The organism is Chelatococcus sp. YT9, from assembly GCF_018398315.1.
In the GTDB taxonomy this organism is placed as follows: domain Bacteria; phylum Pseudomonadota; class Alphaproteobacteria; order Rhizobiales; family Beijerinckiaceae; genus Chelatococcus.
This window is the reverse complement of record NZ_JAHBRW010000001.1, coordinates 1252425-1273871: the sequence shown is the minus strand read 5'-3', so window position 1 is coordinate 1273871 and position 21447 is coordinate 1252425. Positions and strand designations below refer to the sequence as shown.

Here is a 21447-nt window from a genome sequence, read left to right as displayed (position 1 = left end):
GGGATCATCTCCAGCTGCGCGCGATCGAGAGCAGGGCGTCGGTATCGAGATGGCGGCCCATATGGGCCGCTAATTCATCCAACGTCGACTCTATCGTCGCCTCATAGGCGAGTGGCGGCGTGCCCGGTCCGTCTGCTGGCCTGTCCGCAAGCCACCTTAGAAATGCGCGGCGGAAGGCATCTGCCGTGAATAGTCCGTGCAGATAGGTGCCCAGCACTCGGCCGTTTGGCGAGCGAGCGCCTTCAAGCCGTCCGTCGATCTGGAAGAGAGGGCGGGCACAATCGGCGCCACCGCTGCGGCCAAGGTGGATTTCGTAGGCCTCGAGTGGCTCAGAGTGGTCCAGGGCGAGCGCCCTGACGGGCCGAACCGTCTTGTCTCCCCCCAGCACCGTATCGACGATGAGATGCCCGAGGCCGTCGACCATGCCGGGAGGACCTTCGAGGCCGTCGGGGTCGGCGATCGTCCGCCCGAGCATCTGATAGCCGCCACATAGGCCGAGAACCGCGCCGCCTCGCCGGATGTGGGCCGCGAGGTCAACATCCCAGCCTTCCTCCCGGAATACCGCGAGGTCGGCAATCGTCGTCTTCGAGCCAGGCAGGATGATGAGATCGGCATCACCCGGCAGCGGTAGACCGCGTTCGACGAATGTCAGTCTCACCGATGGTTCAAGCCGGAGCGGGTCGAGATCGTCGAAATTTGCGATGCGTGGCAGCACCGGGACCGCGATGCGGATGGTTCCGTTCGTGTTCGGCGGCCCTTGCCGGAGGTCCATCGCATCCTCAGCGGGCAGGCGGCCCGCGTGCGGAAACCAAGGCAGGACGCCGATGGATGGCCAGCCGGTGCGCGCCGCGATGGTGTCGAGACCGGCGGCAAACAGGGTCGGATCTCCGCGGAACTTGTTGATGAGGAAGCCGCGGATCATCGTCCTGTCGGCCCCGTCCAGCACCGCGTGGGTGCCGACGAGGCTGGCGATCACTCCGCCACGATCGATATCGCCGGCGAGAACGACGGGCACCCCGGCTTCGCGGGCAAAGCCCATATTGGCGATGTCGCCGGCACGGAGGTTGGTTTCCGCCGGGCTGCCTGCTCCCTCGACGATCACGAGGTCCGCTTCACCCGCAAGCCGCGTGAAGCTCTCCATGACGAAGGGCATCAGCCGCTCACGCTTCGATGTAAAATCGCGCGCCTCCAGCCGGCCGAAGCGCTGGCCATGGACGATGAGCTGCGAGCCGCGCTCGCTCTCCGGCTTCAGGAGGATCGGGTTCATATGGACTGTTGGCGCCACCCTGGCCGCCCGCGCCTGCAGGGCTTGCGCCCGCCCGATCTCGCCCCCTTCGACCGCGGCGGCGTTGTTCGACATGTTCTGCGGCTTGAACGGCCGCACCCTGAGGCCCTGGCGGACGAAGTACCGGCAGAGGCCGGCGACCAAGAGCGATTTACCGACATTGGAGCCGGTGCCCTGGATCATGATGGCCGGGGTAGAGGACATTTCAGCCATCGGCTTCGACGATTTCGTCATAGCCGCGATTCTGGAACTCGATCAGGCAGAAGCCATGTCCGAAAGGATCGGCGCAGATGGCGATCTTGCCCCAGACGGTTGTATTGACGCCGTTTTCCACGGTCGCACCAGCCGCGACGGCGCGGGCAAGGGCAATGTCGATGTCATCGACCTGGATATCGAGATGTATCGGCGTCCAATGGCGCTCGTAACGCCGGGCATCGTTGGCGGCGCCGGACGTGCCCGGTGCTTTCTCGAGAAGGTAGATCGGAACCGGGCCTCCATCGAGCTCGACTACAGTCTTTCCGAGGCGGCGCCCAGGCGTAAGGCCGAAGGCCGCCGTATAGAAAGCCACGGCCTGCACGAGATCCGGCACGTCTATATTGACCAGCAAACGCATGGCGATGGCCCCTGTCGAACGCCGCGACTGGTATCAGCGACGTCAGGATGGAATCAGAACTCGATGCCTTCCTGTGCGCGCACACCCGCCTCGAAATGGTGTTTCACGAGGGTCATCTCGGTGACGAGATCGGCGGCTGCGATGAGTTCCGGCTTGGCATTGCGGCCCGTGACGATCACGTGCAAGTCTGGGCGGCGCGCAGCGAGCGTCGTCACCACCTCGTCCAGCGGAAGATAGTCATAGCGCAGCGCGATATTGAGCTCATCGAGGACGACGAGGCGAACGGCCGGGTCCGCCATGAGTTCTCGGGCCTTTGCCCAGGCGCGGGTCGCGGCGGCGATGTCGCGTGCCTTGTCCTGCGTTTCCCAGGTGAAGCCCTCACCCATGCTGTACCAGTGCAATTGGTCGCCGAATGCCTCCAGCGCCTTGCGCTCGCCGGTTGACCAGGCGCCCTTGATGAACTGCACGGCACCGACCCGCCAGCCGTGGCCGAGCGCCCGCAGCATCAGCCCGAAGGCGGCTGTCGACTTGCCCTTACCCTTGCCCGTGTGGACGATAAGGAGCCCTTTCTCGATGGTCTTGGAGGCAACCTCTGCATCCTGGGCGGCTTTCCGCTTGATCATCTTGTCGCGATGGCGCGCATCGTCGGTGTTCAGGCTCATGGTGTCCTCGGGGTTTCTGATGGGCCGCGCGCAGCCCGGGCCGTGAACGGATCTATTTCAGTTTCAGGGGAAGGCCGGCGGCGACCATCACCACTTCATCGGCAATGGCCGCGACGCGTTGGTTGATGAGGCCCGCCTGGTCGCGGAAAGTGCGGGCCAACGCATTGTCCGGCACAATGCCGAGGCCGACCTCGTTGCTGACGACGACGAGGGGCCGGTCATTGGCCTCCAGTCGGGTGATCAGCCGGTCGCATTCACCGCTGACGTCGTATTCCGCCAGCATCACATTGGTGAGCCAGAGGGTCAGGCAGTCGATGAGCATCGGGACGCCGGGCGGGGCGTCATCCAGCACCTCGACGATATCAATGGGTTCCTCTCGGGTGATCCATCCGCCGCAGCGACGGTCGCGATGATGGGCGACGCGTTCCGCCATCTCATCATCGCGAGGCTCACAGGTGGCGAGATAAATCCACGGCTGCGGCAGGGATGTGATGCGGGCCTCGGCCGTGCGGCTCTTGCCGGAGCGGGCGCCGCCGAGAATCAGGGACAGGAAGGGGCGTGGTGCGCTGGCCAGGGGCATGCCCATTGGTGTCACGACCTCAGGGGCAATGCAAGGCATCGCGGGTGGTCCCCGGAACGGGAACCGGCCCGGCAAGTCCGCGAGGCTGGGAGGGGGCACCGGAGAACGGTCCAGCCAGACGGCCCTGCCGAGCCGACAGCCAAACATTCGGCGCCATTGCTCCCGAAGTCAAACAAACCTGCATCTTGTGGGCGCGACGTGCACCGAAGTTCCGCGCAGGCTGTGCGCTGGCACACGCTGGCCCGCGTTTACTGTGCAATCTCACGCGAAATGTTGCAGGAGGGTCGATACTTCGGCGCCGCGTCCCGTGCTGTGGGAGACGAATGCCATTTCGCCTACCCTTCAGCGGTGCTAAGGCTGACCCCATTAAGAGGCGCCGCTCCATGAACCGCATTTTCGCTTCCCTGCCTACCACTGTCTTTGAAGCCATGTCGCAGCTCGCTCGCGAGACGGGAGCGGTAAACCTAGGGCAGGGCTTTCCCGACGGCGCCGGCCCGGATGACGTGCGGGCCAAGGCGGCGGAAGCCGTGATCTCCGGATGGAACCAGTATCCGCCGATGATGGGCCTGCCCGAGCTCAGGCAAGCGGTCGCTCAGCACTATGCCCATCATCAGGGCCTTGATCTTGCGGCGGACGAGGTGATGGTGACATCAGGCGCCACGGAGGCGATTGCGGGTGCCCTGTTCGCGCTCATCGAACCGGGCGACGAGGTCGTGCTCTTCGAGCCGATGTATGATGCCTATCTGCCACTCGTGCGGCGCGCGGGTGGCGTGCCGCGCTTCGTCACGTTGCAGCCGCCGCACTGGCGCCTGACGGAAGAGGCGCTCGCCGCGGCCTTCTCGGATAAGACAAAGGTGGTTCTGTTCAACAATCCGCTGAACCCCTCCGCTGTTGTTTTCCCGGAGGAGGACCTCGCCTTGCTCGCCCGCTTCTGCGTCAAGCATGACGCCATCGCGGTCTGTGACGAGGTCTGGGAGCATGTGGTGTTCGACGGGCGCCGCCATCGTCCGCTGATGGCAGAGCCAGGCATGCGCGAACGCACCGTCAAGATTGGCTCGGCGGGCAAGATCTTTTCGCTGACAGGCTGGAAAGTGGGCTTTGCCTGCGCGGCGCCGGACATCCTCAAGGTGCTCGCCAAGGCGCACCAGTTCCTGACCTTCACCACGGCGCCCAACCTGCAGGCGGCCGTCGCCTTTGGCCTTGGCAAGGCTGACGACTATTTCACCGGCATGCGGGCAGATTTCCAGCGCAGCCGGGATCGTTTCAGCAATGGCCTCAAGGAGAGGGGCTTCACCGTGCTGCCGAGCCACGGCACCTATTTCCTCAATGTGGACATCGCTCCCCTCGGCGAGACGGATGATGTGGATTTCTGCAAGCGGCTCGTGACGGAGCGTGGCGTCGCCGCGATCCCCGTTTCGGCCTTCTATGCGGAAGGCGCGGTCCGCACAGTCGCGCGCTTCTGCTTCGCCAAGACTGACGCGACCCTCGATCGCGCCCTGGAGCGGTTGGAGGGGCTTGTGCAGCGCCGTTGAACTGCCCCACATTGTTTGGCAACACTCCAAAACACGCAACACACTCCAGCTTGGGAACAGCCGGCATGATCCGTTCTCTGATGCTTCGCTCCTTGGTATCGATCGCCGCGCTCGCCGCGGCGGGTGTCGCCATGGCGCAGGAAAAGACCGTCAACGTCTACAACTGGTCCGACTACATCGATCCGACGGTGCTCGAAGAGTTCACGAAGGAGACCGGGATCAAGGTCGTGTACGACACCTACGACAACAACGAGATCGTCGAGACGAAGCTGCTAGCCGGGAAATCCGGCTATGACATCGTGGTGCCGTCCGGACCGTTCCTGCAGCGCGAGATCAAGGCCAAGGTATTCCAGCCGCTCGACAAGGCGAAGATCCCCAATCTGGTCAACATGTGGCCGGACGTGGCCAAGAAGCTGACCGTCTTCGATCCTGGCAACGTCTATGCTGTCAACTACATGTGGGGCACCACGGGCATCGGCCTGAATGTCGACAAGGTGAAGGAGCGGCTCGGCGATGTGCCGCTGAATACCTGGGATCTCGTGCTGAAGCCTGAGGTCGCGGCGAAATTGAAGGACTGCGGCATCTATATGCTCGATTCCCCGGAGGACCTCTTTCCCGGGGTCCTGAACTACGTCGGCCTCGATCCCGATTCGAAGGACGCGAAGGATCTCAACAAGGCGGCCGATGCCCTGATGAAGGTGCGCGGCAACATCCGCAAGTTCCATTCATCCGAATACATCAACGCGCTCGCCAACGGCGATATCTGCGTGGCTGTCGGCTATTCCGGGGATATCGTCCAGGCGAAGGCCCGCGCCGAGGAAGCCAAGAACGGCGTCAACATCAGCTATGTCATTCCGAAGGAAGGTGCGCTGATGTGGTTCGACTCGATGGCGATCCCCGCGGACGCGAAGAACGTCGCGGAGGCGCATGCCTTCATCGATTTCATGAACAGGCCGGAGATCGCGGCGCGGAACGCCAATGCCGTGCATTATGCCAGCGGCAATCTGGCCGCCAAGAAGGATGTCGATCCAGCGATCCTGAACGATCCCGGCATCTATCCGGATGAGCAGACCATGTCACGCCTTTTCACCAACACGGCCTATAACGAGCAGGCCCAGCGCACCGCGACGCGTCTGTGGACGCGCATCAAGACAGGGCGCTGAGAGCGAGGCCGTACGGACTGCTGGAAGGCGGGCTTGCCCCATGGGGATCCCGTCCTTCTCAAGGTTTCGTGCAGCGGGAGCGAATCAGCACCTCGAAATCCGCGACGGACCCGTCCATCTGAGCCACGTTCTCCTGGCGCTCACGCCCTGTCGTGCAACGGGCGAAGGTTTTGCTCGCCTCACGCATGACATCGACATGCTTGCGATAGGCGCTGCATTTGGCATCATCGCTCGCCTGAGCCACGGCTTCCAGATTGCGCAAGGCGTTGCGCAGCGTTGAATCGAGAACGAAGAGATCGCGCTTGCATGAGGGCGTGCCGGCCTGCGCCTGCGCCTGCGCTGCGCCAGGTGCGAGACTCAAGCCGACAACCAGAGTCGTGAAGCCTAAGCTCAGAAATCGCGCGGCTACCGTGCGGTTCGAGCCTGTCGTTCCGGATGGCATGCGTCGCTGTCCTTGTCATCTCTCCATACTGCGCCATGCATAGCCCTATCCAGGGTCTTGCGACCAGTCTTGCCATAAGTCTTCCTGATCTGTTTCGGCATGGCGGTGATCGCTACGAGACGGGCTCGCGCGCTTGACCCCGCTCTGCCAAAGCGGGACAAGGCCATCTCAAGAGGTCCGCCGACGCGCAATGTCGCCGGATTTCCGGAGATCCCGCTGGCCACGGAACCCTCAGTGCAACGCTCTCGTTTAACAGGAACGATGACGGCAACATTTCCTCACCCCGTTTTAGTGGGCGATATCGGTGGGACCAATGCGCGCTTCGCGCTGGTCGAAGCCCCTGGCGCGCCGCTTGAAGCTTCCGTCCAACTGCATACGCACGAGCATGCGAGTGCCCACGACGGTGTCGTCGCGGCGATCGCTGCCATGCGCGGTGGTTTTCCTGAAACGGCATCCCCGCCCTTGCCGGCGCCCCGCTCGATGATCGTATGTGGCGCGGGGCCGCTGGTCGACGGACGCATTCAGCTCACCAACGCCGGCTGGGTGCTCGACCAGCAGGCGTTACTCGAGGAGCTTGGCCTGGAGGAGTGTCTGCTGCTCAACGATTTCGAGGCGCAGGCCCTCTCGCTGCCCGCCTTGCCGCGTGAGGCGCTGCATCGCATCACGCCCGATCTCGCGCCGCGAGCGGGAACGCGGGTGGTGCTGGGACCCGGGACGGGTCTTGGTGTCGCAGGCCTCATCGAGAGCGCGGGCCAGTTCATCCCCGTTGCAAGCGAGGGCGGTCATATCGACTTCGGCCCGGTCACAGATGAGGAATATGCGCTTTGGCCGCATATCGAGCGGGTTGATGGTCGGGTGACGGCGGAGTGCGTCCTGTCCGGCCCGGGCCTTTTAAGGCTTTATAAGGCGCAATGCGCGGTTGCAGGACTAGAGCCGCGCTACGGTGAGCCGCCCCCGCTTGTCGAAGCGGCGATCGATGGCAGCGATCCGGCGGCGCGCGACACGGTGCGACTGTTCCTCGCGATCTTGGCGCGCTTTGCTGGCGATGTCGCGCTGACATTCGGCGCGCGCGGCGGTGTCTATCTTTCTGGCGGAATCCTGCCGCGGATCCATTCATTGATTGATCCCGGTGTCTTCGCGGCCATCTTCGCCGAAAAGGCCCCGGTTGATGGTTTTATGAGCCGCATCGCGACTGTGCTTGTCATTGAGCAGAAAGCGGTGCTGCTCGGCATGGCTGCCGTGGCGGCCGCCCCGGATCGTTACCGCATGGATTGGGAGAGCAGGCTCGCTCGACGCTGATGCGAGGCTGTGGTCTGTGGACCCATATCTAGGCTTGCCGCTCCATATTGTAGTTTTATTACAGAAATCCGGCACCGCGCGTCGCAATTTCTTCGTTGAAGCGGCTTTGGAATGTAATTATTCTACGACACGACCCCTTGAATGGCCCTACCGCAAACATCCGGATAATCTCGCGATGTGCGGGCAAAGTAAGGCAAATGAAGCCACGCCACGGGCGAACGGGCCGGTCTATGAAGCTTGCGGGAGGGATAAATATGAGCCTGACGAGACGGACAATTCTGAAAACGGGTGCCGCTACCGCGGCGCTTCTGCCCTTCGCGGGGTCGCTGCGCGCTGAAGGCAAGCAGATCAACGTCTTCGCGCATCGCGTGATGCAGAACGTGTCCAACGGTACAAAGGGGGGTGATGTCACTCAGGCGTTCACCAAGGCGACCGGTGACACGGTCAATTGGGTGACTTTCGAGACAGGGCCCCTGCACGACCGCTTGTTCCGCGAGGCTTCACTCGCGGAATCCACCGTCGACGTGGCTTTCATTCTCAACACCTATGCGACCCCGCGCATCGCCACGCTGTTCGAGCCGCTTGGTCCTAGGATGGCGAAGGATCCCGTCGAGGATCCAAAGGACCTGTTTCCGGGCCTGGTCAAGGGCGTGACCATTGGTGATGAGCTTTACGCGGTGCCGTTCCGGCATGCATCGACAGGTCTCCATTATAACGAGGAGATCTTCGCCGAGCGTGGCATCAAGGGACCGCCGCAAACAATCGAGGAATTCGTCGAGGTCGCCAAGAAATGCACCTACACCCGGCCGGACGGCACGCCGGTCGTCGGTTTCATCCTGCCGGGCGTCGCCTATCCCGAGGTTATCGCACTCGCTCGAGCCTGGGATGCGGATTTCATCACGCCCGACATGAAGGTCGTCGCCAATTCCAAGGAGATGGTGGCGGCTTTGACCATGATCCGTGACCTCTACACTTCCGGTGCGGTGCCAAAAAACCTCACGGGTATGAAGGCCGAAGACGCCAATACCTGGATGCAGCAGGGGCGGGCGGCCATGGCCGCGAGCTCCATGAGCCGCAACGGCCTCTACAATGATCCGGCCAAGTCGCAGGTCGCCGGCAAGATCAAGACGACCTACTTCCCGATCGCTGAGGCCCTCAAGGGCAAATACGAGGTGGCGCCCACCAAGGTCGAGTTCTGGAGCATGGCGATACCCAAGAACTCCAAGAACAAGGAACTGGCCTGGGCCTTCATCAAGGCCATGTCCTCGAAGGAGGCGACACTGGCAGCCGCGCTTAACGGCAACGGGCCGGTTCGTGGCTCCACTTATGATGATCCGCGCATCAAGGAGGCTCTCCCCTATGCGGAAGCGGAGCGCAAGGTGCTCCAGGTCTCCCGCGTGCCGCTACCGGCCTTTGATAATGCCGCCCGCGCCGCCGACTTGTTCAAGGAGCAAGCGGAAACGGTCGTGCTCGGCATGAAAACGCCTCAGCAGGCGATGGATGAGCTGACGGTGACGGTCCAGAAGCTGGTTGGCTGAGAAACTGGTGGAATAAGAGGGGGAAGGGCGCGGTCGTTTCCGGCTAACCGGGATGGCCGCGCCTGCTTTAGGCGCACGGGCAGGCCGCCTCGATCAGGGCCTCCGGGCTCGTGTCTTCGCCGAGATGGACAAGAACGTCTCCCGCTTCAGCGAGCGTCGGGACGCGCCGGCAGATGACGACGCCGGCCGCCGCGAAATGAAGCGGTTCCGGCGCGCGTTCGGGCCGTTCGGGATCACTCAGCCAGCCAGCCACGGCGCCGGACGCAACGGTATCGCCGAGCATGAAGGCGGGAGCGAAGAGGCCTCGGCCAGGACACCGCAGGAAATGCTCGCCGCCCACCGCGAGGAGCCGTGTCGATGCGCTTTCCGGTCCTAAGCCGCTGTTCACGAGAATGCCGACATGGGCAAGCGCACGGCGCAGGCCGGCGGCTGCGATGGCCACGGTTTGTTGTGTGACGCCGCCGCTTCCGCCAAGTTCCGTCGCCATGGCGACGATGCCCAGATCCAGGGCCGTGGCTACGAGTGTCCCCTTCGCTTCGGGACGCTTCACCACCGCCGTCACCGGTGCCCCGAAGGCTGCGAGCAGATCCAGCACGCGCGTTGCCAGGGCCTTGTCCTCTGGCAGACGGCCGAAGGCGCAGGGCAGATAGTCGAGTGTGCTGCCGCCGCTGTGGAAATCCAGGAGATAGTCGGCTTCAGGCAGGAGAAGCCGGGTGATCCCTTCGGCGATCTGGCTCGTGGGACTGCCGCTCGCCTCGCCCGGGAACAGGCGCGCGAGATTGCCGCCGTCGATGGGCGAGGTGCGTCGGCCGGCCAGTGCCGCCGGCGGATTGGCGGTGGGCACGATGATGAGGCGGCCCCTGATATCTTCAGGCATGAGGTCGCGACCGAGCGCGCCAAGGACTATAGGCCCTTCATATTCATCGCCGTGGACCCCCCCGGTGCATAGCACGGTCGGCCCGGGGGCGCCGTTGATCACGATGACCGGGATCACGATCTGGCCATACGCGGAACGGTCGTGCGACCACGGCAGGCGCAACGCGCCGATGGTGCGTCCTGGTCGGTCAAGCGGGATATCGAGCCGTGCCGGCCCGGGTTGGCGGGCACTCGACGTTGGACTCACGCCGCCGCCCCCCTGGCGAGCGCTTCCGCATGGGTGAAGAGACCGGGTGTGCCGCCGGAATGCAGGAACACGACAGAATGCTCCGGCTTGATCGCGCCCGTCCTTACCGCGGTGGCGATGCCGGCCATGCCCTTGCCGGTGTAGACGGGGTCGAGAACCAGACCTTCCATGCGGCCGGCGAGGCGCACCGCCGCCAGGCTCGCCGGCGAGGGCTTGCCATAGCCCGGCGCTATTTCGCTGTCGAGGACATCGAAGTCGTCTTCCGTCAACCGGGTATCAATGCCGAGCAGGGACGAGGCTTCATCCGCGGTGCCGCAAATCCATGTCCTGAGCCGGGACGCCGGCTGCTGCGCGCTGATGCCCAGGAGACGCGTGCGGCAACCGAGATGCTTGAAGCCGAGAGCAAGGCCAGCCAGTGAGAGGCCCGACCCGCAGACCGCCACCATGACGTCCGGCACCGAGCCGCGGGCAGCGAAATCCTCGATGAGCTCGGCTGCGCCTGACATCCACCCGCAGACGCCAACGGCGGCACTTACCCCCGTCAGTTGGACGATGAATGGCTTGCGGCCCTCGGCGGCGTAATCGGCGGCAATGGCGTCAAGTTCGTTCGCGACGGTCCGGTCCCAGGGGTCTGTCACGGCGGTGAAGGTGATCGTGGCGCCGAAAACGTCATCCAGCAGAAGATTGCCCACCCGCTCGGTGCCCATCGCGGCTCGCAGGTGGAGATGACAGCCAAGTCCAAGCTTGGCGGCAGCTCCGGCGAGTGACCTGCAGAAATTGGACTGGCTCCCCGCCGTCGTAACCAGCATGTCTGCGCCGGCAGCTATCGCTTCCGCGAGAATGAAGTCGAGCTGCCGCAGCTTGTTGCCACCCAGCGCATAACCCGCCATGTCCTCACGCTTGATCGCAAGGCTCGCAACACCGAGCGCCCGTGCCAGCCTGGGCGCGTCGTCCAGCGGGGTCGGAAGGTGAGACAGGGTGAGGCGGTCAAGACCTGTGGTCGGGTCACGCTGTGTGGCGGGCATGGTCGTTTCCTGGATTGTTCTGATTTTCCCGGGCGGAGCCAAGTCCCGTGCGATGCTGTGGGCAGTACGTCAGCTAGTAGGGGCCTTGCCCGATGGGAAACCGGTCTCATCATTCATATTCCGGCCAGACGTCACTCCTGCGGCCTCTAGCGGCGCTATCACCATACACCGTGGTGCGCGGGACCGCGAGCGCTTTGTAGCTTTATTACGCTTACCGTGGCGCCTGCGGGATCATTCACGCTTCCCGCTCAAAAGCATCGGTTATTTATCGGTGCAATCGCATTCTCTTTCGACGCTGTTGATATTTCACTGGTGTTTCAATGGCAGAGGCACGGTAATCCCCCGGATTGTGCAATCCGGGATTGAAACGTCACTCTGTTTTTGAAAAATATTTCGAATGTATCGACGCCAGCCGCGTTTACGTCGGCAGTTCATATCGAGGAAGAAATCGTGATCGGTGGCATTGAATGGAGAAAAATTACACATCCGTCTCACGGCGGTCGAAAGTTTTTCCTATAGGGGCGGCCTTGGCGTTGCTGGCGGCGGAATCGTGAGTTTTCTGGCGATGAAACGGGCTCATATCGAAAACAGTGATGAATTTGCCGCGGGGCCAGGGTGAAGCCATGGTATCGGACGACACTGGTGCTACGCCTGAACAGCGCGCTGGCACCAAGACGGCCAGTGGGATGTTGATGCAAGACGCGTCGCGTTTCCTGGACAAGATCGCGGCCCAAAGGGCCCAATTGTCCCCCTCTGAGCGGAGGGTGGCCGATTTCGTTCTCGATCATCCCGAGCGAATCATCCGCATGTCGATTGCAGAATTGGCGGCATCAGTGGGGGTGAGCCAGCCGACGGTGCTGCGTTTCGTGCGCTCGCTCGGCCTGTCACGCTATCCCGATCTCAAGTTGCTCACGGGGCAGAGCATCGTCTCAGGCACGCCTTATCTTCATAGCGAGGTCCGAACTCAGGACACTTTGGACGAGGTCGCGGACAAGATTTTCGACTCGAGCATCCATGTCCTCAATACGGTCCGCCAGTCGCTCAATCGCGAGGCACTGATGCGTGCCGTGCAGATGATTGTTGCAGCACGGCGCATCGACTGCTTCGGTGCTGGCGCGGCCAGCATCCTCGCCATTGAGGCGCAGCACAAGCTCATGCGACTGGGACTGCCCGTGATGGCTTACGTCGACACCCATCTACAGCGCATGGCGGCGGCCACGCTGGGGCCCCGCGACATCGTCCTGTGCTTCTCCCACACGGGCGAGATCAGGGACACGGTGAAGATGGCCATGAAGGCGAGGGAGGTTGGCGCCTGCGTCATCGGCCTCACCAGGCCCGGCACCGCGCTTGCTGCCGCGGCGGATATCCTGCTCGCAATCGACGCGCATGAGAATACGGAAGTCTACGCGCCAATGACGTCGCGGATCGCGCATGCGGTGGTGCTCGACATCATCGTGACCGCCGTTGCCCTTCATTTCGGGGAGCCTCTGCTCAAGCGGTTGCGTGATGTGAAGGACAGTCTCGCCGATCTACGCCTGCCGGCCATCCATGGGCCTGCGGGCAAGCAGGGGCTCGCTGGTAGGCCGCCGTCGGGCGGGGCAGGCGCGTGACGGGGCGGCTGTGACGGAACCTAGCGCCACCTTCACTGCCGTTTTCGACCGCGAGGACTTAAGGTCCAGCGGCCTAGGCTGGCACAGAAGCGTGCTCAACCACTCTTCACCGAGACAGCGATCGGCGGATCGATCCTGATCGGCTCCCACATGTTGATGAGCCGTGGTTCCTGCAGCAACTCGGGTAGTGCGGCATGCCAAGCGGCACGGTACGGGCGTTGGAGTTGCACGTCGACAACGTCCTGATGGTTCGCCCAGGTCTCGTACAGCATGAAATGATAGTCATTGGCAGGGTCGCGGTGCAGCACTGCATTCCTGAAGTTGTCCTCACCGCGCATGGCATCCAGGACGCCATTGAGGAGAGTAAGGAAGCGGTCGCGTTCCGTCGGCTTGACGTCGAATTCGATGAGATAGGTCACGCTCATGATGAAGCTCCCAGGGCATCCGGGGACAGGGGCGCGGCCAGCAAGGCCGCGCGTGTGGCGACATCGGCCGGATAAAAGCATTCGAGTGTCAGTTCCGCCAGCGTCACATCTGTCGCCGTCCCAAAGACGGTTGTTGTGGAGAGGAACGAGAGACAGGAACCGTCATCGACAGTGAGCCTCAAGGGCACAGCGATGGGATTGGCCGCTCCCGGCCGGGTCTTGCTCGCGCGGAAAGGTAGCGCCGAGAGCTCGGCCAGCAGATCCGCCAGGACCGGATCACCTGTCTCGTCGCATTGGCGAGTGAGTCGTTCGAGCAGATGGTGGCGCCATTCGGCCAGATTGTCGATGCGAGGTGCCAATCCGTCTGGATGGAGGCTGAGCCGCAGCACATTCACGGGTGGCGCCAGGAATTGCGGGGCGATCCCCTCCAGAAGCGGCGCGAGAGCCGGATTGGCAAGCACGAGATTCCAATGGCGATCCACGGCAAGAGCGGGAAACGGCATATGGGCGGCAAGGACTGCCTCCACCGCTTCGCGCGCTGCGGCCATATCGCGAGAATCAAGCGGACGTTCGGCGTGCTCCGGTGCGAAGCCGCCCGCGAGAAGCAGCCGGTTTCGGATGCGTAGCGGCATCGCAAGATGTTCGGCCAAGCGGAGCAGCATCTCACGACTTGCCGACGCCCGCCCGCTCTCGACGAAGCTCAGGTGCCGGGTGGACAGGGCGGCCTCGCTCGCGAGGTCGAGTTGGCTGAAGCGGCGTCGCTGGCGCCATTCGCGCAACAGTGAGCCGACGCTGTCGATCGTTGTTTCCATAGCAGGACTATATCGAAAAGGCGCGGCCGGGATGATTACCTCCGAGGTAATCGCGTCGGGTTCCGCAACACGGCAGGATCGTCATATCCACCACAGGAGTGACGAATCATGACCGACAGTCGAGACATCGCGGACATCTATCTTGCCACCTGGAATGAAGCGGATGCCGGGCTGCGGCGAGAGCTCATCACGGCGCGCTGGACCACGGATGCGCATTATGTGGATCCGCTGATGTCCGGGACCGGAACCGATGGAATTGCAGCGATGATAGAGGGCGCCCGCGCGCAATTTCCCGGTCACCGTTTCGAGCTGCGGGGAACGCCTGACAGCCACAATGACCATGTGCGCTTTTCATGGTCGTTGAAGGGTGGCGAGGGACACACCATCGCCGAAGGGACGGATATTGTGCGTCTGGATCACGAGGGCCGTATTGCAACCGTCATCGGCTTCCTCGACGCCGGGCCTGCATGAGGGATGAGCACGGTGAAGAGGGCGGTTTGAGCGCGCCACGGTACAAAGCCGCCTTCACGCAATCAGCGCTCCCGAAGGCAACGAGATCCGAGGCGGGGCATTCTCGCGGAGCCTTCGGGACATTGAGATCAATGAAGAGGCTGGCTGGGGCGGGAGGATTCGAACCTCCGCATGGCGGAATCAAAATCCGCTGCCTTACCACTTGGCGACGCCCCAACGCGGTGCACGCTTCGTCACCCTTGGCGACGCAAGTCTTGCGAGCGGGGCGGACCATAATTCGCCGCTTGTGCGATGGCAATGGTCAACCCGGACGCTTTACGCAGAAATCTTCCGCGTCCCCCTGTGCAGGACATTACTCTGCAGGCGTCAGATGCCCGGGTCCCGCGGCGCCCTTGGGGTGATGGTGATGCGCATGGGCGTCGTCGTGCTCTTCATGAGGTTTGTGAATGCGGCCAACCAGGCTGTAGACGGTGGGCACCACGAAAAGCGTGAGCAGCGTGCCGAGGGTGAGCCCGCCGACGATGACGAGGCCTATCTGTTGGCGGCTCTCGGCGCCCGCGCCTTCCGCGAGCGCGAGCGGCACAGCACCGAGCACCATGGCGCCCGTTGTCATAAGGATGGGTCGCAGGCGCAGCGTCGCCGCTTCGACGACAGCCGTCAGGCGGGTCTTGCCGGTCTCCTGCTGCTGATTGGCGAATTCGACGATGAGAATGCCGTGCTTGGTGATCAGGCCGACGAGGGTCACGAGACCGATCTGTGAATACACGTTGAGCGTTCCACCGGCGTAATACAGCGCTGCGAGAGCGCCCGTCATCGACAATGGCACGGTCAGGAGAATGATGACGGGGTCACGGAAACTCTCGAATTGCGCGGCAAGGACGAGGTAGATGAAGCCAAGCGCCAGCACGAAGACGACCGCTAGGCTCTGGCTGGACGAATGGAACTCACGGCTCTGCCCGCCGAAGTCGGTCTGTACCGTCGCGGGGAGAACCTCCTGGGCGGCCTTATCCAGATAGGCAAGGCCGTCACCCAATGCGTAGCCTGGCGCGAGGTTGGCTGAAATGGTGGCGGATCTCAGCTGGTTGAACCGTCGAAGTTCCTTCGGCGCAACCGATTCGGACACCTTCACGATGTTGGAGAGCTGCACCATCTCTCCATTCGGGGCGCGCAGGAAGATGGTGGACAGTGTCGATGGCGAGGCGCGATCCTCCGCCGCCATCTGCACGTAGACGTCGTACTGCTCACCTTCAACCTCGAAACGCGTCACCTGGCGTCCGCCGAGCAGCGTTTCCAGCGTCCGGCCAATGACCGACACGTCGAGACCGAGATCAGCCACCTTTGCGCGATCAAGCTCAATCCGGAATTCAGGCTTATTCAGCTTGAGGTCTGATTCCAGATTGATGAACCCGGGATAGTCGCCGACCCGCTTGATGAACGTGTCGACATAGCCCTGCAGTTCCTCGTAGGTCCCGGAGGTCTGCAGAATGAATTCGATGGGGCGGGATGAACCACGCTGCCCAAGCGAGGCGGGATTGTTGGCGTAAGCCTGAACGCCGGGAATGCGAGCGAGCTTGGCCCGCATGGAAGCGGCGATTTCCTGCTGGCTGCGCTGTCGAACATCCCAGTCCTTCAGGCGTCCAACGATCATGAAATCTGTAATTTCCGGGAAGCCGAGAATGACCAGGACCGACTGCATCTCCGGAACTTCACGGAGCGAGTCCTCGATCTGGCGGGAATAGCGGCTCATGTAGGCGAGGGTGGCGCCTTCCGGACCGCTGCCGCGAATCATGATGACACCGCGATCCTCGACGGGCGCAAGTTCCGCCCTGAGATGCGTGAAATAATAGCCACTCATGCCGGCGACGCCGAGCGCGAGCAGGATGATGAGGAAACGAACCTTGAGCGTGGCAACGAGCAGCCGACGATAGCCGTTCTCGAAGGCATTGAAGCCGCGCTCAAGCACTCTGAAGAGAAGGCCGGGATTGGGCTCGTGCTTGAGAATCTTCGAGCACATCATGGGCGTCAGGGTCAGCGCGACGAAGCCCGACACGAGAACCGCACCGGCGAGTGTCAGCGCGAATTCCAGGAAGAGGCGGCCTGTGCGCCCCGGCGAGAAGGCCACCGGTGCGTAGACCGCCACGAGCGTGAGCGTCATGGCGATGACGGCGAAGCCAATCTCCTTGATGCCCTTGATTGCGGCCGCTCTCGGCTTCATGCCGTGCTCGACATGCCGGTGGATGTTCTCAAGCACCACGATGGCGTCATCAACCACGAGGCCGATCGCCAGCACCATGGCGAGCAGGGTCAGGGTGTTGATGCTGAATCCAAGCGCATACATCAGCGTGAAGGTCGCGATCAGTGAGATCGGGATCGTCACGATGGGAATGAGCGAGGCTCGCAGCGAGCGCAGGAAAAACAGGATGACGAGAACGACGAGGACGATGGCCTCGAGAATGGTGTGAAAGACGCTCTGGATCGAGCGATCGATGAAGACCGCGTTGTCGTTGGCGATCTCGGCGGTCACGCCATCAGGCAACGAGGCGCTGATGTCCGGCAACACACCCCGGAGCGCTTCCGATACGTCGAGCGGGTTTGCGACCGCCTGCTTGACAATGCCGACCGTGACGCTCGTCTGGCCGTTGTAGCGCCCGTCTCGCCGTTCATCCGCCGCGCCGAGTTCGACGCGGGCGATGTCCTTCAGCTTGACCTGGTAATTTCCGGACAGCTTAACGACGATATTCTCGAACTGTTGGGCATTCGTCAGGCCCGTGCGCGAGAGCACTGTAAACTCGCGGTCCCGGCTCTCGATGCGGCCGGATGGGAGCTCGACGTTCTGCGCTCGCAGCGCTGCCTCGATGTCCTGGACGGTCAGATTATAGGCGGCAAGGCGTTCGCGATCGACCCAGATACGCATGGCATAGCGCCGCTCACCAAAGATGGTGACATCTGCGACACCGGTGAGGTTTTTCAGGCGGTTGGTGACATAGCGGTCGATATAGTCCGTCAGCTCCAGAGCGTTCATGTTCTTGGCCATGAACGAGATGAAGATGATCGGCTGGGCATCAGCCTCCACTTTCGCGATCACCGGCTCGTCGATCTCGTCCGGCAAGCGCCGGCGCACACGGCTGACGCGATCGCGCACATCGCTCGCCGCGACGTCGGCATCGATTCCGAGGCGGAAGCGAACGGTAATACGGCTCGACTCCGAGCGGCTCGTCGATTCCAGAACGTCGATGCCGGCGATGCCCGCAATCGAGCCTTCGAGCACCTGCGTCACCTGGCTTTCCATGATGGTGGCCGAGGCGCCGGGATAAGTGGTGGTCACGGAGACCACGGGCTCGTCGATATTGGGGTACTCGCGTACGGTCAGACGTTGGTACGAGACGGCGCCGATCAGCACGATGATGAGGCTGAGCACCGTCGCGAAAACCGGCCGGCGGATGCAGAGCTCGGAGAAACCCATATCAGCCGTGCCTTTCGATGGTGCCTGGTACGCGTCGGGCGTAGTCTGAATGCGGTGCGGGGGTAAAAGTCAGCAACAATGCGTTGTTAGGTCAGGTCTGGCGCAATGAACCGGCAACGACCTCGACGCGGACGCCGTCGCGGAGGCGGGATTGTCCCGATGTCACCACCGGCGCGTCGGCGATCAGGCCTTCGAGAATCTCGACTTCGCCAGCCTTGCGGCTGCCAAGGCGAACCTTGGTCTCCACCGCTTTGCCGTCGACGATCTGATAAATAAGCGAGTCCTTGCCGCGCGGGACGACGGCCTCTTCCGGCACGAGCGAGACGTTCTGCACGCTTTGTCCCTTCACGGTGATGCGTGCGAACAGCCCGGGCCGGAGGGTCAGATCCGTATTCGGCAGGCGAGCGCGGATGGTGAGCGCCCGGCCGTTCACATCGACCATGGGGTCGATAGCATAGATCGTGCCGGTGAACACGCGGCCCGGCAGGGCGTCGACCGTCAGCTCGATCGTCTGCCCCACTGACACGCGCGACAGGAAGATCTCGGGAACCTTGAAGTCAACCTTCAAGGCGTCGATTTTTTCCAGGTTCACGATGGCGGCGCCGGGGCTGAGATAGGCTCCCACGGACACCTTGCGGATGCCGAGCACGCCCGGGAATGGCGCCTGGATCGACAGCTTGTCGAAACGTGCTTGAATGAGGGACAGGGCGGCCCTGGCAGTCGCGAGACCGGCGAAAGCCTCGTCATTGGCGCGCTGGGTCGCATTGCCACCCTTTGCCAGCGCATTTGTCCGCTTGTAATTGGAATCCGCCAGATCGAGACGCGCCTGCGCGTCATCAAGTTCGGCCTGCGTCAGGGAGCCGTCAAGCTTGACGAGAACCGCCCCCGCGTTGACCTGCTGGCCTTCCTTGAAAAGGATCTCGGCAACCCGGCCTGCGATCTCCGACGAGACAACCACCGATTCATCGGATTGGAGCCCGCCGACGGCCAGTATATCGGAAGTGGCTTCACCACGCCGTGGCCGCACCGCTTCAACCGGCATGGCCGCGGCCTGTTGCCGGGCTGGCGCGGCACTTTGGTCGCGCGCGCGCGCCTCGCCGAAGACGGCTTCCTTCAGCCGTTTGACCTCGGCCGAAAAGTCCGTTCCACCACGGTCGAGCGCGAAGGCGCCGGCAGAGGCCAGAGCGACAAGACCAACAACTGCCAAAACCGACTTTCGCATTCTCGTCTCATCCGCTGCGGAGCGATCCGGATCCTCTAAGCAACTCGCGTGCCGATCAAGTTAACATTTGCTCATGTAACGCCAAAAGGGACGCTGAACCCATTATCCGGCATTTATTAGAGCAGCGCCATCACGTGTTTGATACCGCGTCGCCGCGCTCTTCGGGGCCGACACCGGAACAACCGTCATCAATGGCGGACGAGGGCCGGATCAGGCCGCTGGCGTGGCCCGCGAGGACGCATAGACGTCGAGGATCTCGTCGACACCGCCTTCGGCGATAATGCGGCCTTCACGCAGCATGACAGCGCGGTTGCAGTATTGCCGCAAAGCGTTGCTGTCGTGTGACGCCAGCACGAGGATGCTGGCGTTGTTCATCATGTCCTCGGTGCGCTGCAATGCCTTGTCGGCGAAACCAGCGTCGCCGACGCTGATGAGCTCATCGAGGAGCAGGATGTCCGGCTGCACCGCCGTCGAGATGGCGAAGGCCAGCCTGAGGGACATGCCGGTAGAATAGGTGCGCATGGGCAGGTCGATATAGCCGCCCAATTCCGAGAAGTCGGCGATCTCGCCGATGCGGGCACGGGCTTCGGCGATGGACATGCCGACTATGACGCCGCGCAGGATGATGTTCTCGGCGCCCGTAAGCTCGGGATCCATGCCCATGCTGATATCGAGCAGCGAGGACACGCGCCCCTCGATGTCCACGGTGCCGTCGGAGGGCTCGTAGGAACCCGAAAAGACCCGCAGCAAGGTCGATTTGCCCGCACCGTTGTGGCCGATGAGGGCGAGGCGATCGCCTGCCTTGAGCGATAGATTGATATTGCGCAGTGCCTTCACGGTGACCACGTCACCGTTCTCGCTTTCGATCTGGCCGCCGACGCGTTTCAGGAGGCTCGACCGGAGCGATCGCCCGCGTGCGTTGTAGATGGGGAATTCCACGGAGGCATTGACGAGGTCGATCGACGGCATGGCCCTGTCCGATCTCAAAGCTTAAAGCCAATAGACGATGCGCGCCCGGAAGCGGGCGAACAGCGGCGCCGCGATGAGTACCAGCACGGCGATGACGACAAAGGCGCTCGCATAGGTCGCGAGGCCGGGTATGCGGCCATGAAGCGGCTCGGCCACAATGCGCAGGAACACCGCGAAGGGGTTGAATCCCACGATATACCAGGCCGCGGCGCCCATCTGATCGACGCGCCACATGACCGGCGTCATGAAGAACGCGATCTGCAGCAGGTTCTGGATGATTTGCGGCAAGTCGCGAAAGCGTGTCGACAGGATACCGATGATCATCGCAGCCAGGAAGGCTGCCACCATCATCAACACCAGGCCGGGGATCGCGAGCAGCATGGCCGGGCTCGGCACCACCAGAAAGCAGAGCCAGACGATGGGAATGATGATGAGATTGTGGGCAAAGGCAATGAGGTTGCGCACGAGGATGCGCAGGACGAAAACCGTCTTCGGCATCGCCTCCTGGCGGAGATAGACCGTTGCCTGCACGAAGGCGAGCGTCGCCTCGTTGATGATGCCCGCAATCAAGGTCCAGACGACCATATTGACCGCGAGGAACGGCAGATATTCGCGAACGGGCTGGTTGAACAGGAAAGCGTAGACGATGCCGATGCCTGCGACAAAAATGCCCATGCTCAGCGTGATCCAAAATTGTCCGAATTTGGATCGCTTGTAGCGCTGGCGAATGTCACTGAAGCCGAGCAGCACCCAGACGTGCCAAGCGGCGATACCGCGCACGACATCGTTCAGCATAAGCCGCCAGTCGCGACGTGTCGGGCTCAAGGACATGAGGGATTCTCGGATTCGGGTCTCGACAAGAAAAATCTGGCCAGTAGGGAAGCTCCAAAAAACCTAAGTCAGGTCATCGCTTCCGTCTCCGCTACGCCCCCGGATGCAAGGGCAGAACAATGGCCGCTTGCTCCGCCGGAACCGCTCTAGCGGGCAGCCGCGGAGAACAGGAACGCCGATGCGTCCGGCCAGCCTATGCGGCTGTCTAGCGAAGGCGGAGATAAGGGTCAAGGCAACTGCGACCTGTCACAGGCGCCGGTGAGGAGGATCAAAATTGGGGGCGGACCACGCAAAGCCAAGGCATGTTGACGAGGCTGTTGAGCAAATGGGCTTGTCAGGATGAGCCCACCAGTGTTCTTAAGCGGCCTGCGGTCGAGCTATC

At 62.7% G+C, this 21447-nt stretch carries 19 protein-coding genes and 1 tRNA gene; 6 read left to right on the top strand and 14 right to left on the bottom strand.

The genetic code is table 11. From position 1 onward, the window contains the following. Positions 1-4: 4 nt before the first annotated feature. The 4 genes from KIO76_RS05765 to cobU are packed head-to-tail and all read right to left on the bottom strand — an operon-like array spanning position 5 to position 3140. Positions 5-1489, bottom strand: a complete 1485-nt coding sequence (locus KIO76_RS05765) for a cobyric acid synthase (protein ID WP_213325052.1) — start codon at positions 1487-1489, stop codon at positions 5-7. A 1-nt stretch (position 1490) separates the two neighbouring features. Continuing rightward, positions 1491-1898 carry a VOC family protein gene (locus KIO76_RS05760; protein ID WP_213321883.1) on the bottom strand — a complete coding sequence of 136 codons (408 nt, stop codon included), beginning with the start codon at positions 1896-1898 and terminating at the stop codon, positions 1491-1493. 53 nt (positions 1899-1951) lie between these two features. Then, complete coding sequence (gene cobO / locus KIO76_RS05755; RefSeq protein ID WP_213321882.1) at positions 1952-2560, bottom strand: cob(I)yrinic acid a,c-diamide adenosyltransferase; 609 nt, start codon at positions 2558-2560, stop codon at positions 1952-1954. 52 nt (positions 2561-2612) lie between these two features. Beyond that, positions 2613-3140, bottom strand: coding sequence for a bifunctional adenosylcobinamide kinase/adenosylcobinamide-phosphate guanylyltransferase (cobU, locus tag KIO76_RS05750; protein WP_213325050.1), 528 nt, complete (start codon positions 3138-3140; stop codon positions 2613-2615). A gap of 383 nt (positions 3141-3523) precedes the next feature. On the opposite strand from cobU, the gene KIO76_RS05745 reads away from it, so the two are divergent. Both KIO76_RS05745 and KIO76_RS05740 read left to right on the top strand, forming a co-directional pair. Beyond that, the gene (locus KIO76_RS05745; protein WP_213321881.1) at positions 3524-4672 is read left to right on the top strand and encodes an aminotransferase; all 1149 of its coding nucleotides are present in this window, start codon (positions 3524-3526) and stop codon (positions 4670-4672) included. 65 nt (positions 4673-4737) lie between these two features. Further along, positions 4738-5835, top strand: a complete 1098-nt coding sequence (locus tag KIO76_RS05740; RefSeq protein WP_213321880.1) for a polyamine ABC transporter substrate-binding protein — start codon at positions 4738-4740, stop codon at positions 5833-5835. Positions 5836-5893: 58 nt separating this feature from the next. Here the strand turns inward: KIO76_RS05740 and KIO76_RS05735 are convergent, their stop codons facing one another. Next, the gene (locus KIO76_RS05735; RefSeq protein ID WP_213321879.1) at positions 5894-6277 is read right to left on the bottom strand and encodes a hypothetical protein; all 384 of its coding nucleotides are present in this window, start codon (positions 6275-6277) and stop codon (positions 5894-5896) included. Between the two features lie 261 nt (positions 6278-6538). Between KIO76_RS05735 and KIO76_RS05730 the strand changes: the two genes are divergently transcribed. Both KIO76_RS05730 and KIO76_RS05725 read left to right on the top strand, forming a co-directional pair. Continuing rightward, positions 6539-7576, top strand: a complete 1038-nt coding sequence (locus KIO76_RS05730) for a glucokinase (protein ID WP_213321878.1) — start codon at positions 6539-6541, stop codon at positions 7574-7576. A 254-nt stretch (positions 7577-7830) separates the two neighbouring features. Then, the gene (locus tag KIO76_RS05725; protein WP_213321877.1) at positions 7831-9114 is read left to right on the top strand and encodes an ABC transporter substrate-binding protein; all 1284 of its coding nucleotides are present in this window, start codon (positions 7831-7833) and stop codon (positions 9112-9114) included. Between the two features lie 67 nt (positions 9115-9181). Here the strand turns inward: KIO76_RS05725 and KIO76_RS05720 are convergent, their stop codons facing one another. Together KIO76_RS05720 and KIO76_RS05715 are read right to left on the bottom strand one after the other, a co-directional pair. Next, on the bottom strand, positions 9182-10237 hold the full coding sequence (locus KIO76_RS05720) for a succinylglutamate desuccinylase/aspartoacylase family protein (protein ID WP_213321876.1): 1056 nt from the start codon (positions 10235-10237) through the stop codon (positions 9182-9184). Further along, a complete protein-coding gene (locus KIO76_RS05715) occupies positions 10234-11262 on the bottom strand; it encodes a 1-aminocyclopropane-1-carboxylate deaminase/D-cysteine desulfhydrase (protein ID WP_213321875.1) in 1029 nt (342 codons plus the stop codon). The genes KIO76_RS05720 and KIO76_RS05715 overlap by 4 nt, the downstream gene beginning before the upstream one ends. Before the next feature lie 593 nt (positions 11263-11855). On the opposite strand from KIO76_RS05715, the gene KIO76_RS05710 reads away from it, so the two are divergent. Then, positions 11856-12872, top strand: a complete 1017-nt coding sequence (locus KIO76_RS05710; protein ID WP_213321874.1) for an SIS domain-containing protein — start codon at positions 11856-11858, stop codon at positions 12870-12872. A gap of 95 nt (positions 12873-12967) precedes the next feature. Here KIO76_RS05710 and KIO76_RS05705 read toward each other — a convergent pair whose 3' ends face one another. Next, entirely contained in the window at positions 12968-13297 is a 330-nt protein-coding gene (locus tag KIO76_RS05705) for a putative quinol monooxygenase (RefSeq protein ID WP_213321873.1), read from the bottom strand. Further along, a complete protein-coding gene (locus tag KIO76_RS05700) occupies positions 13294-14109 on the bottom strand; it encodes a helix-turn-helix domain-containing protein (protein WP_213321872.1) in 816 nt (271 codons plus the stop codon). Before KIO76_RS05700 ends, KIO76_RS05705 begins: the two co-directional genes overlap by 4 nt. 108 nt (positions 14110-14217) lie before the next feature. Between KIO76_RS05700 and KIO76_RS05695 the strand changes: the two genes are divergently transcribed. Further along, positions 14218-14580, top strand: a complete 363-nt coding sequence (locus tag KIO76_RS05695; protein WP_213321871.1) for a nuclear transport factor 2 family protein — start codon at positions 14218-14220, stop codon at positions 14578-14580. Positions 14581-14721: 141 nt separating this feature from the next. Here KIO76_RS05695 and KIO76_RS05690 read toward each other — a convergent pair. The 5 genes from KIO76_RS05690 to KIO76_RS05670 all read right to left on the bottom strand — a co-directional run bounded on the left by KIO76_RS05690 (position 14722) and on the right by KIO76_RS05670 (position 21065). After that, positions 14722-14796: transfer RNA gene (locus KIO76_RS05690), tRNA-Gln, on the bottom strand. 136 nt (positions 14797-14932) lie between these two features. Then, positions 14933-18043, bottom strand: coding sequence for an efflux RND transporter permease subunit (locus KIO76_RS05685; RefSeq protein ID WP_213321870.1), 3111 nt, complete (start codon positions 18041-18043; stop codon positions 14933-14935). 91 nt (positions 18044-18134) lie between these two features. After that, positions 18135-19265, bottom strand: a complete 1131-nt coding sequence (locus KIO76_RS05680) for an efflux RND transporter periplasmic adaptor subunit (RefSeq protein ID WP_213321869.1) — start codon at positions 19263-19265, stop codon at positions 18135-18137. A gap of 210 nt (positions 19266-19475) precedes the next feature. Beyond that, a complete protein-coding gene (locus tag KIO76_RS05675) occupies positions 19476-20234 on the bottom strand; it encodes an ABC transporter ATP-binding protein (RefSeq protein WP_213321868.1) in 759 nt (252 codons plus the stop codon). Between the two features lie 21 nt (positions 20235-20255). Then, entirely contained in the window at positions 20256-21065 is an 810-nt protein-coding gene (locus KIO76_RS05670) for an ABC transporter permease (protein WP_213321867.1), read from the bottom strand. Between the last annotated feature and the right edge of the window lie 382 nt (positions 21066-21447).

Coding starts and splice junctions, on each gene's coding strand:
- KIO76_RS05715 (WP_213321875.1), bottom strand. CDS start 11,262: ATGCCCGCCACACAGCGTGACCCGACCACAGGTCTTGACCGCCTCACC.
- KIO76_RS05735 (WP_213321879.1), bottom strand. CDS start 6,277: ATGCCATCCGGAACGACAGGCTCGAACCGCACGGTAGCCGCGCGATTT.
- KIO76_RS05700 (WP_213321872.1), bottom strand. CDS start 14,109: ATGGAAACAACGATCGACAGCGTCGGCTCACTGTTGCGCGAATGGCGC.
- cobO (WP_213321882.1), bottom strand. CDS start 2,560: ATGAGCCTGAACACCGACGATGCGCGCCATCGCGACAAGATGATCAAG.
- cobU (WP_213325050.1), bottom strand. CDS start 3,140: ATGCCCCTGGCCAGCGCACCACGCCCCTTCCTGTCCCTGATTCTCGGC.
- KIO76_RS05685 (WP_213321870.1), bottom strand. CDS start 18,043: ATGGGTTTCTCCGAGCTCTGCATCCGCCGGCCGGTTTTCGCGACGGTG.
- KIO76_RS05740 (WP_213321880.1), top strand. CDS start 4,738: ATGATCCGTTCTCTGATGCTTCGCTCCTTGGTATCGATCGCCGCGCTC.
- KIO76_RS05695 (WP_213321871.1), top strand. CDS start 14,218: ATGACCGACAGTCGAGACATCGCGGACATCTATCTTGCCACCTGGAAT.
- KIO76_RS05670 (WP_213321867.1), bottom strand. CDS start 21,065: ATGTCCTTGAGCCCGACACGTCGCGACTGGCGGCTTATGCTGAACGAT.
- KIO76_RS05730 (WP_213321878.1), top strand. CDS start 6,539: ATGACGGCAACATTTCCTCACCCCGTTTTAGTGGGCGATATCGGTGGG.
- KIO76_RS05675 (WP_213321868.1), bottom strand. CDS start 20,234: ATGCCGTCGATCGACCTCGTCAATGCCTCCGTGGAATTCCCCATCTAC.
- KIO76_RS05710 (WP_213321874.1), top strand. CDS start 11,856: ATGAATTTGCCGCGGGGCCAGGGTGAAGCCATGGTATCGGACGACACT.
- KIO76_RS05765 (WP_213325052.1), bottom strand. CDS start 1,489: ATGTCCTCTACCCCGGCCATCATGATCCAGGGCACCGGCTCCAATGTC.
- KIO76_RS05680 (WP_213321869.1), bottom strand. CDS start 19,265: ATGCGAAAGTCGGTTTTGGCAGTTGTTGGTCTTGTCGCTCTGGCCTCT.
- KIO76_RS05705 (WP_213321873.1), bottom strand. CDS start 13,297: ATGAGCGTGACCTATCTCATCGAATTCGACGTCAAGCCGACGGAACGC.
- KIO76_RS05760 (WP_213321883.1), bottom strand. CDS start 1,898: ATGCGTTTGCTGGTCAATATAGACGTGCCGGATCTCGTGCAGGCCGTG.
- KIO76_RS05745 (WP_213321881.1), top strand. CDS start 3,524: ATGAACCGCATTTTCGCTTCCCTGCCTACCACTGTCTTTGAAGCCATG.
- KIO76_RS05725 (WP_213321877.1), top strand. CDS start 7,831: ATGAGCCTGACGAGACGGACAATTCTGAAAACGGGTGCCGCTACCGCG.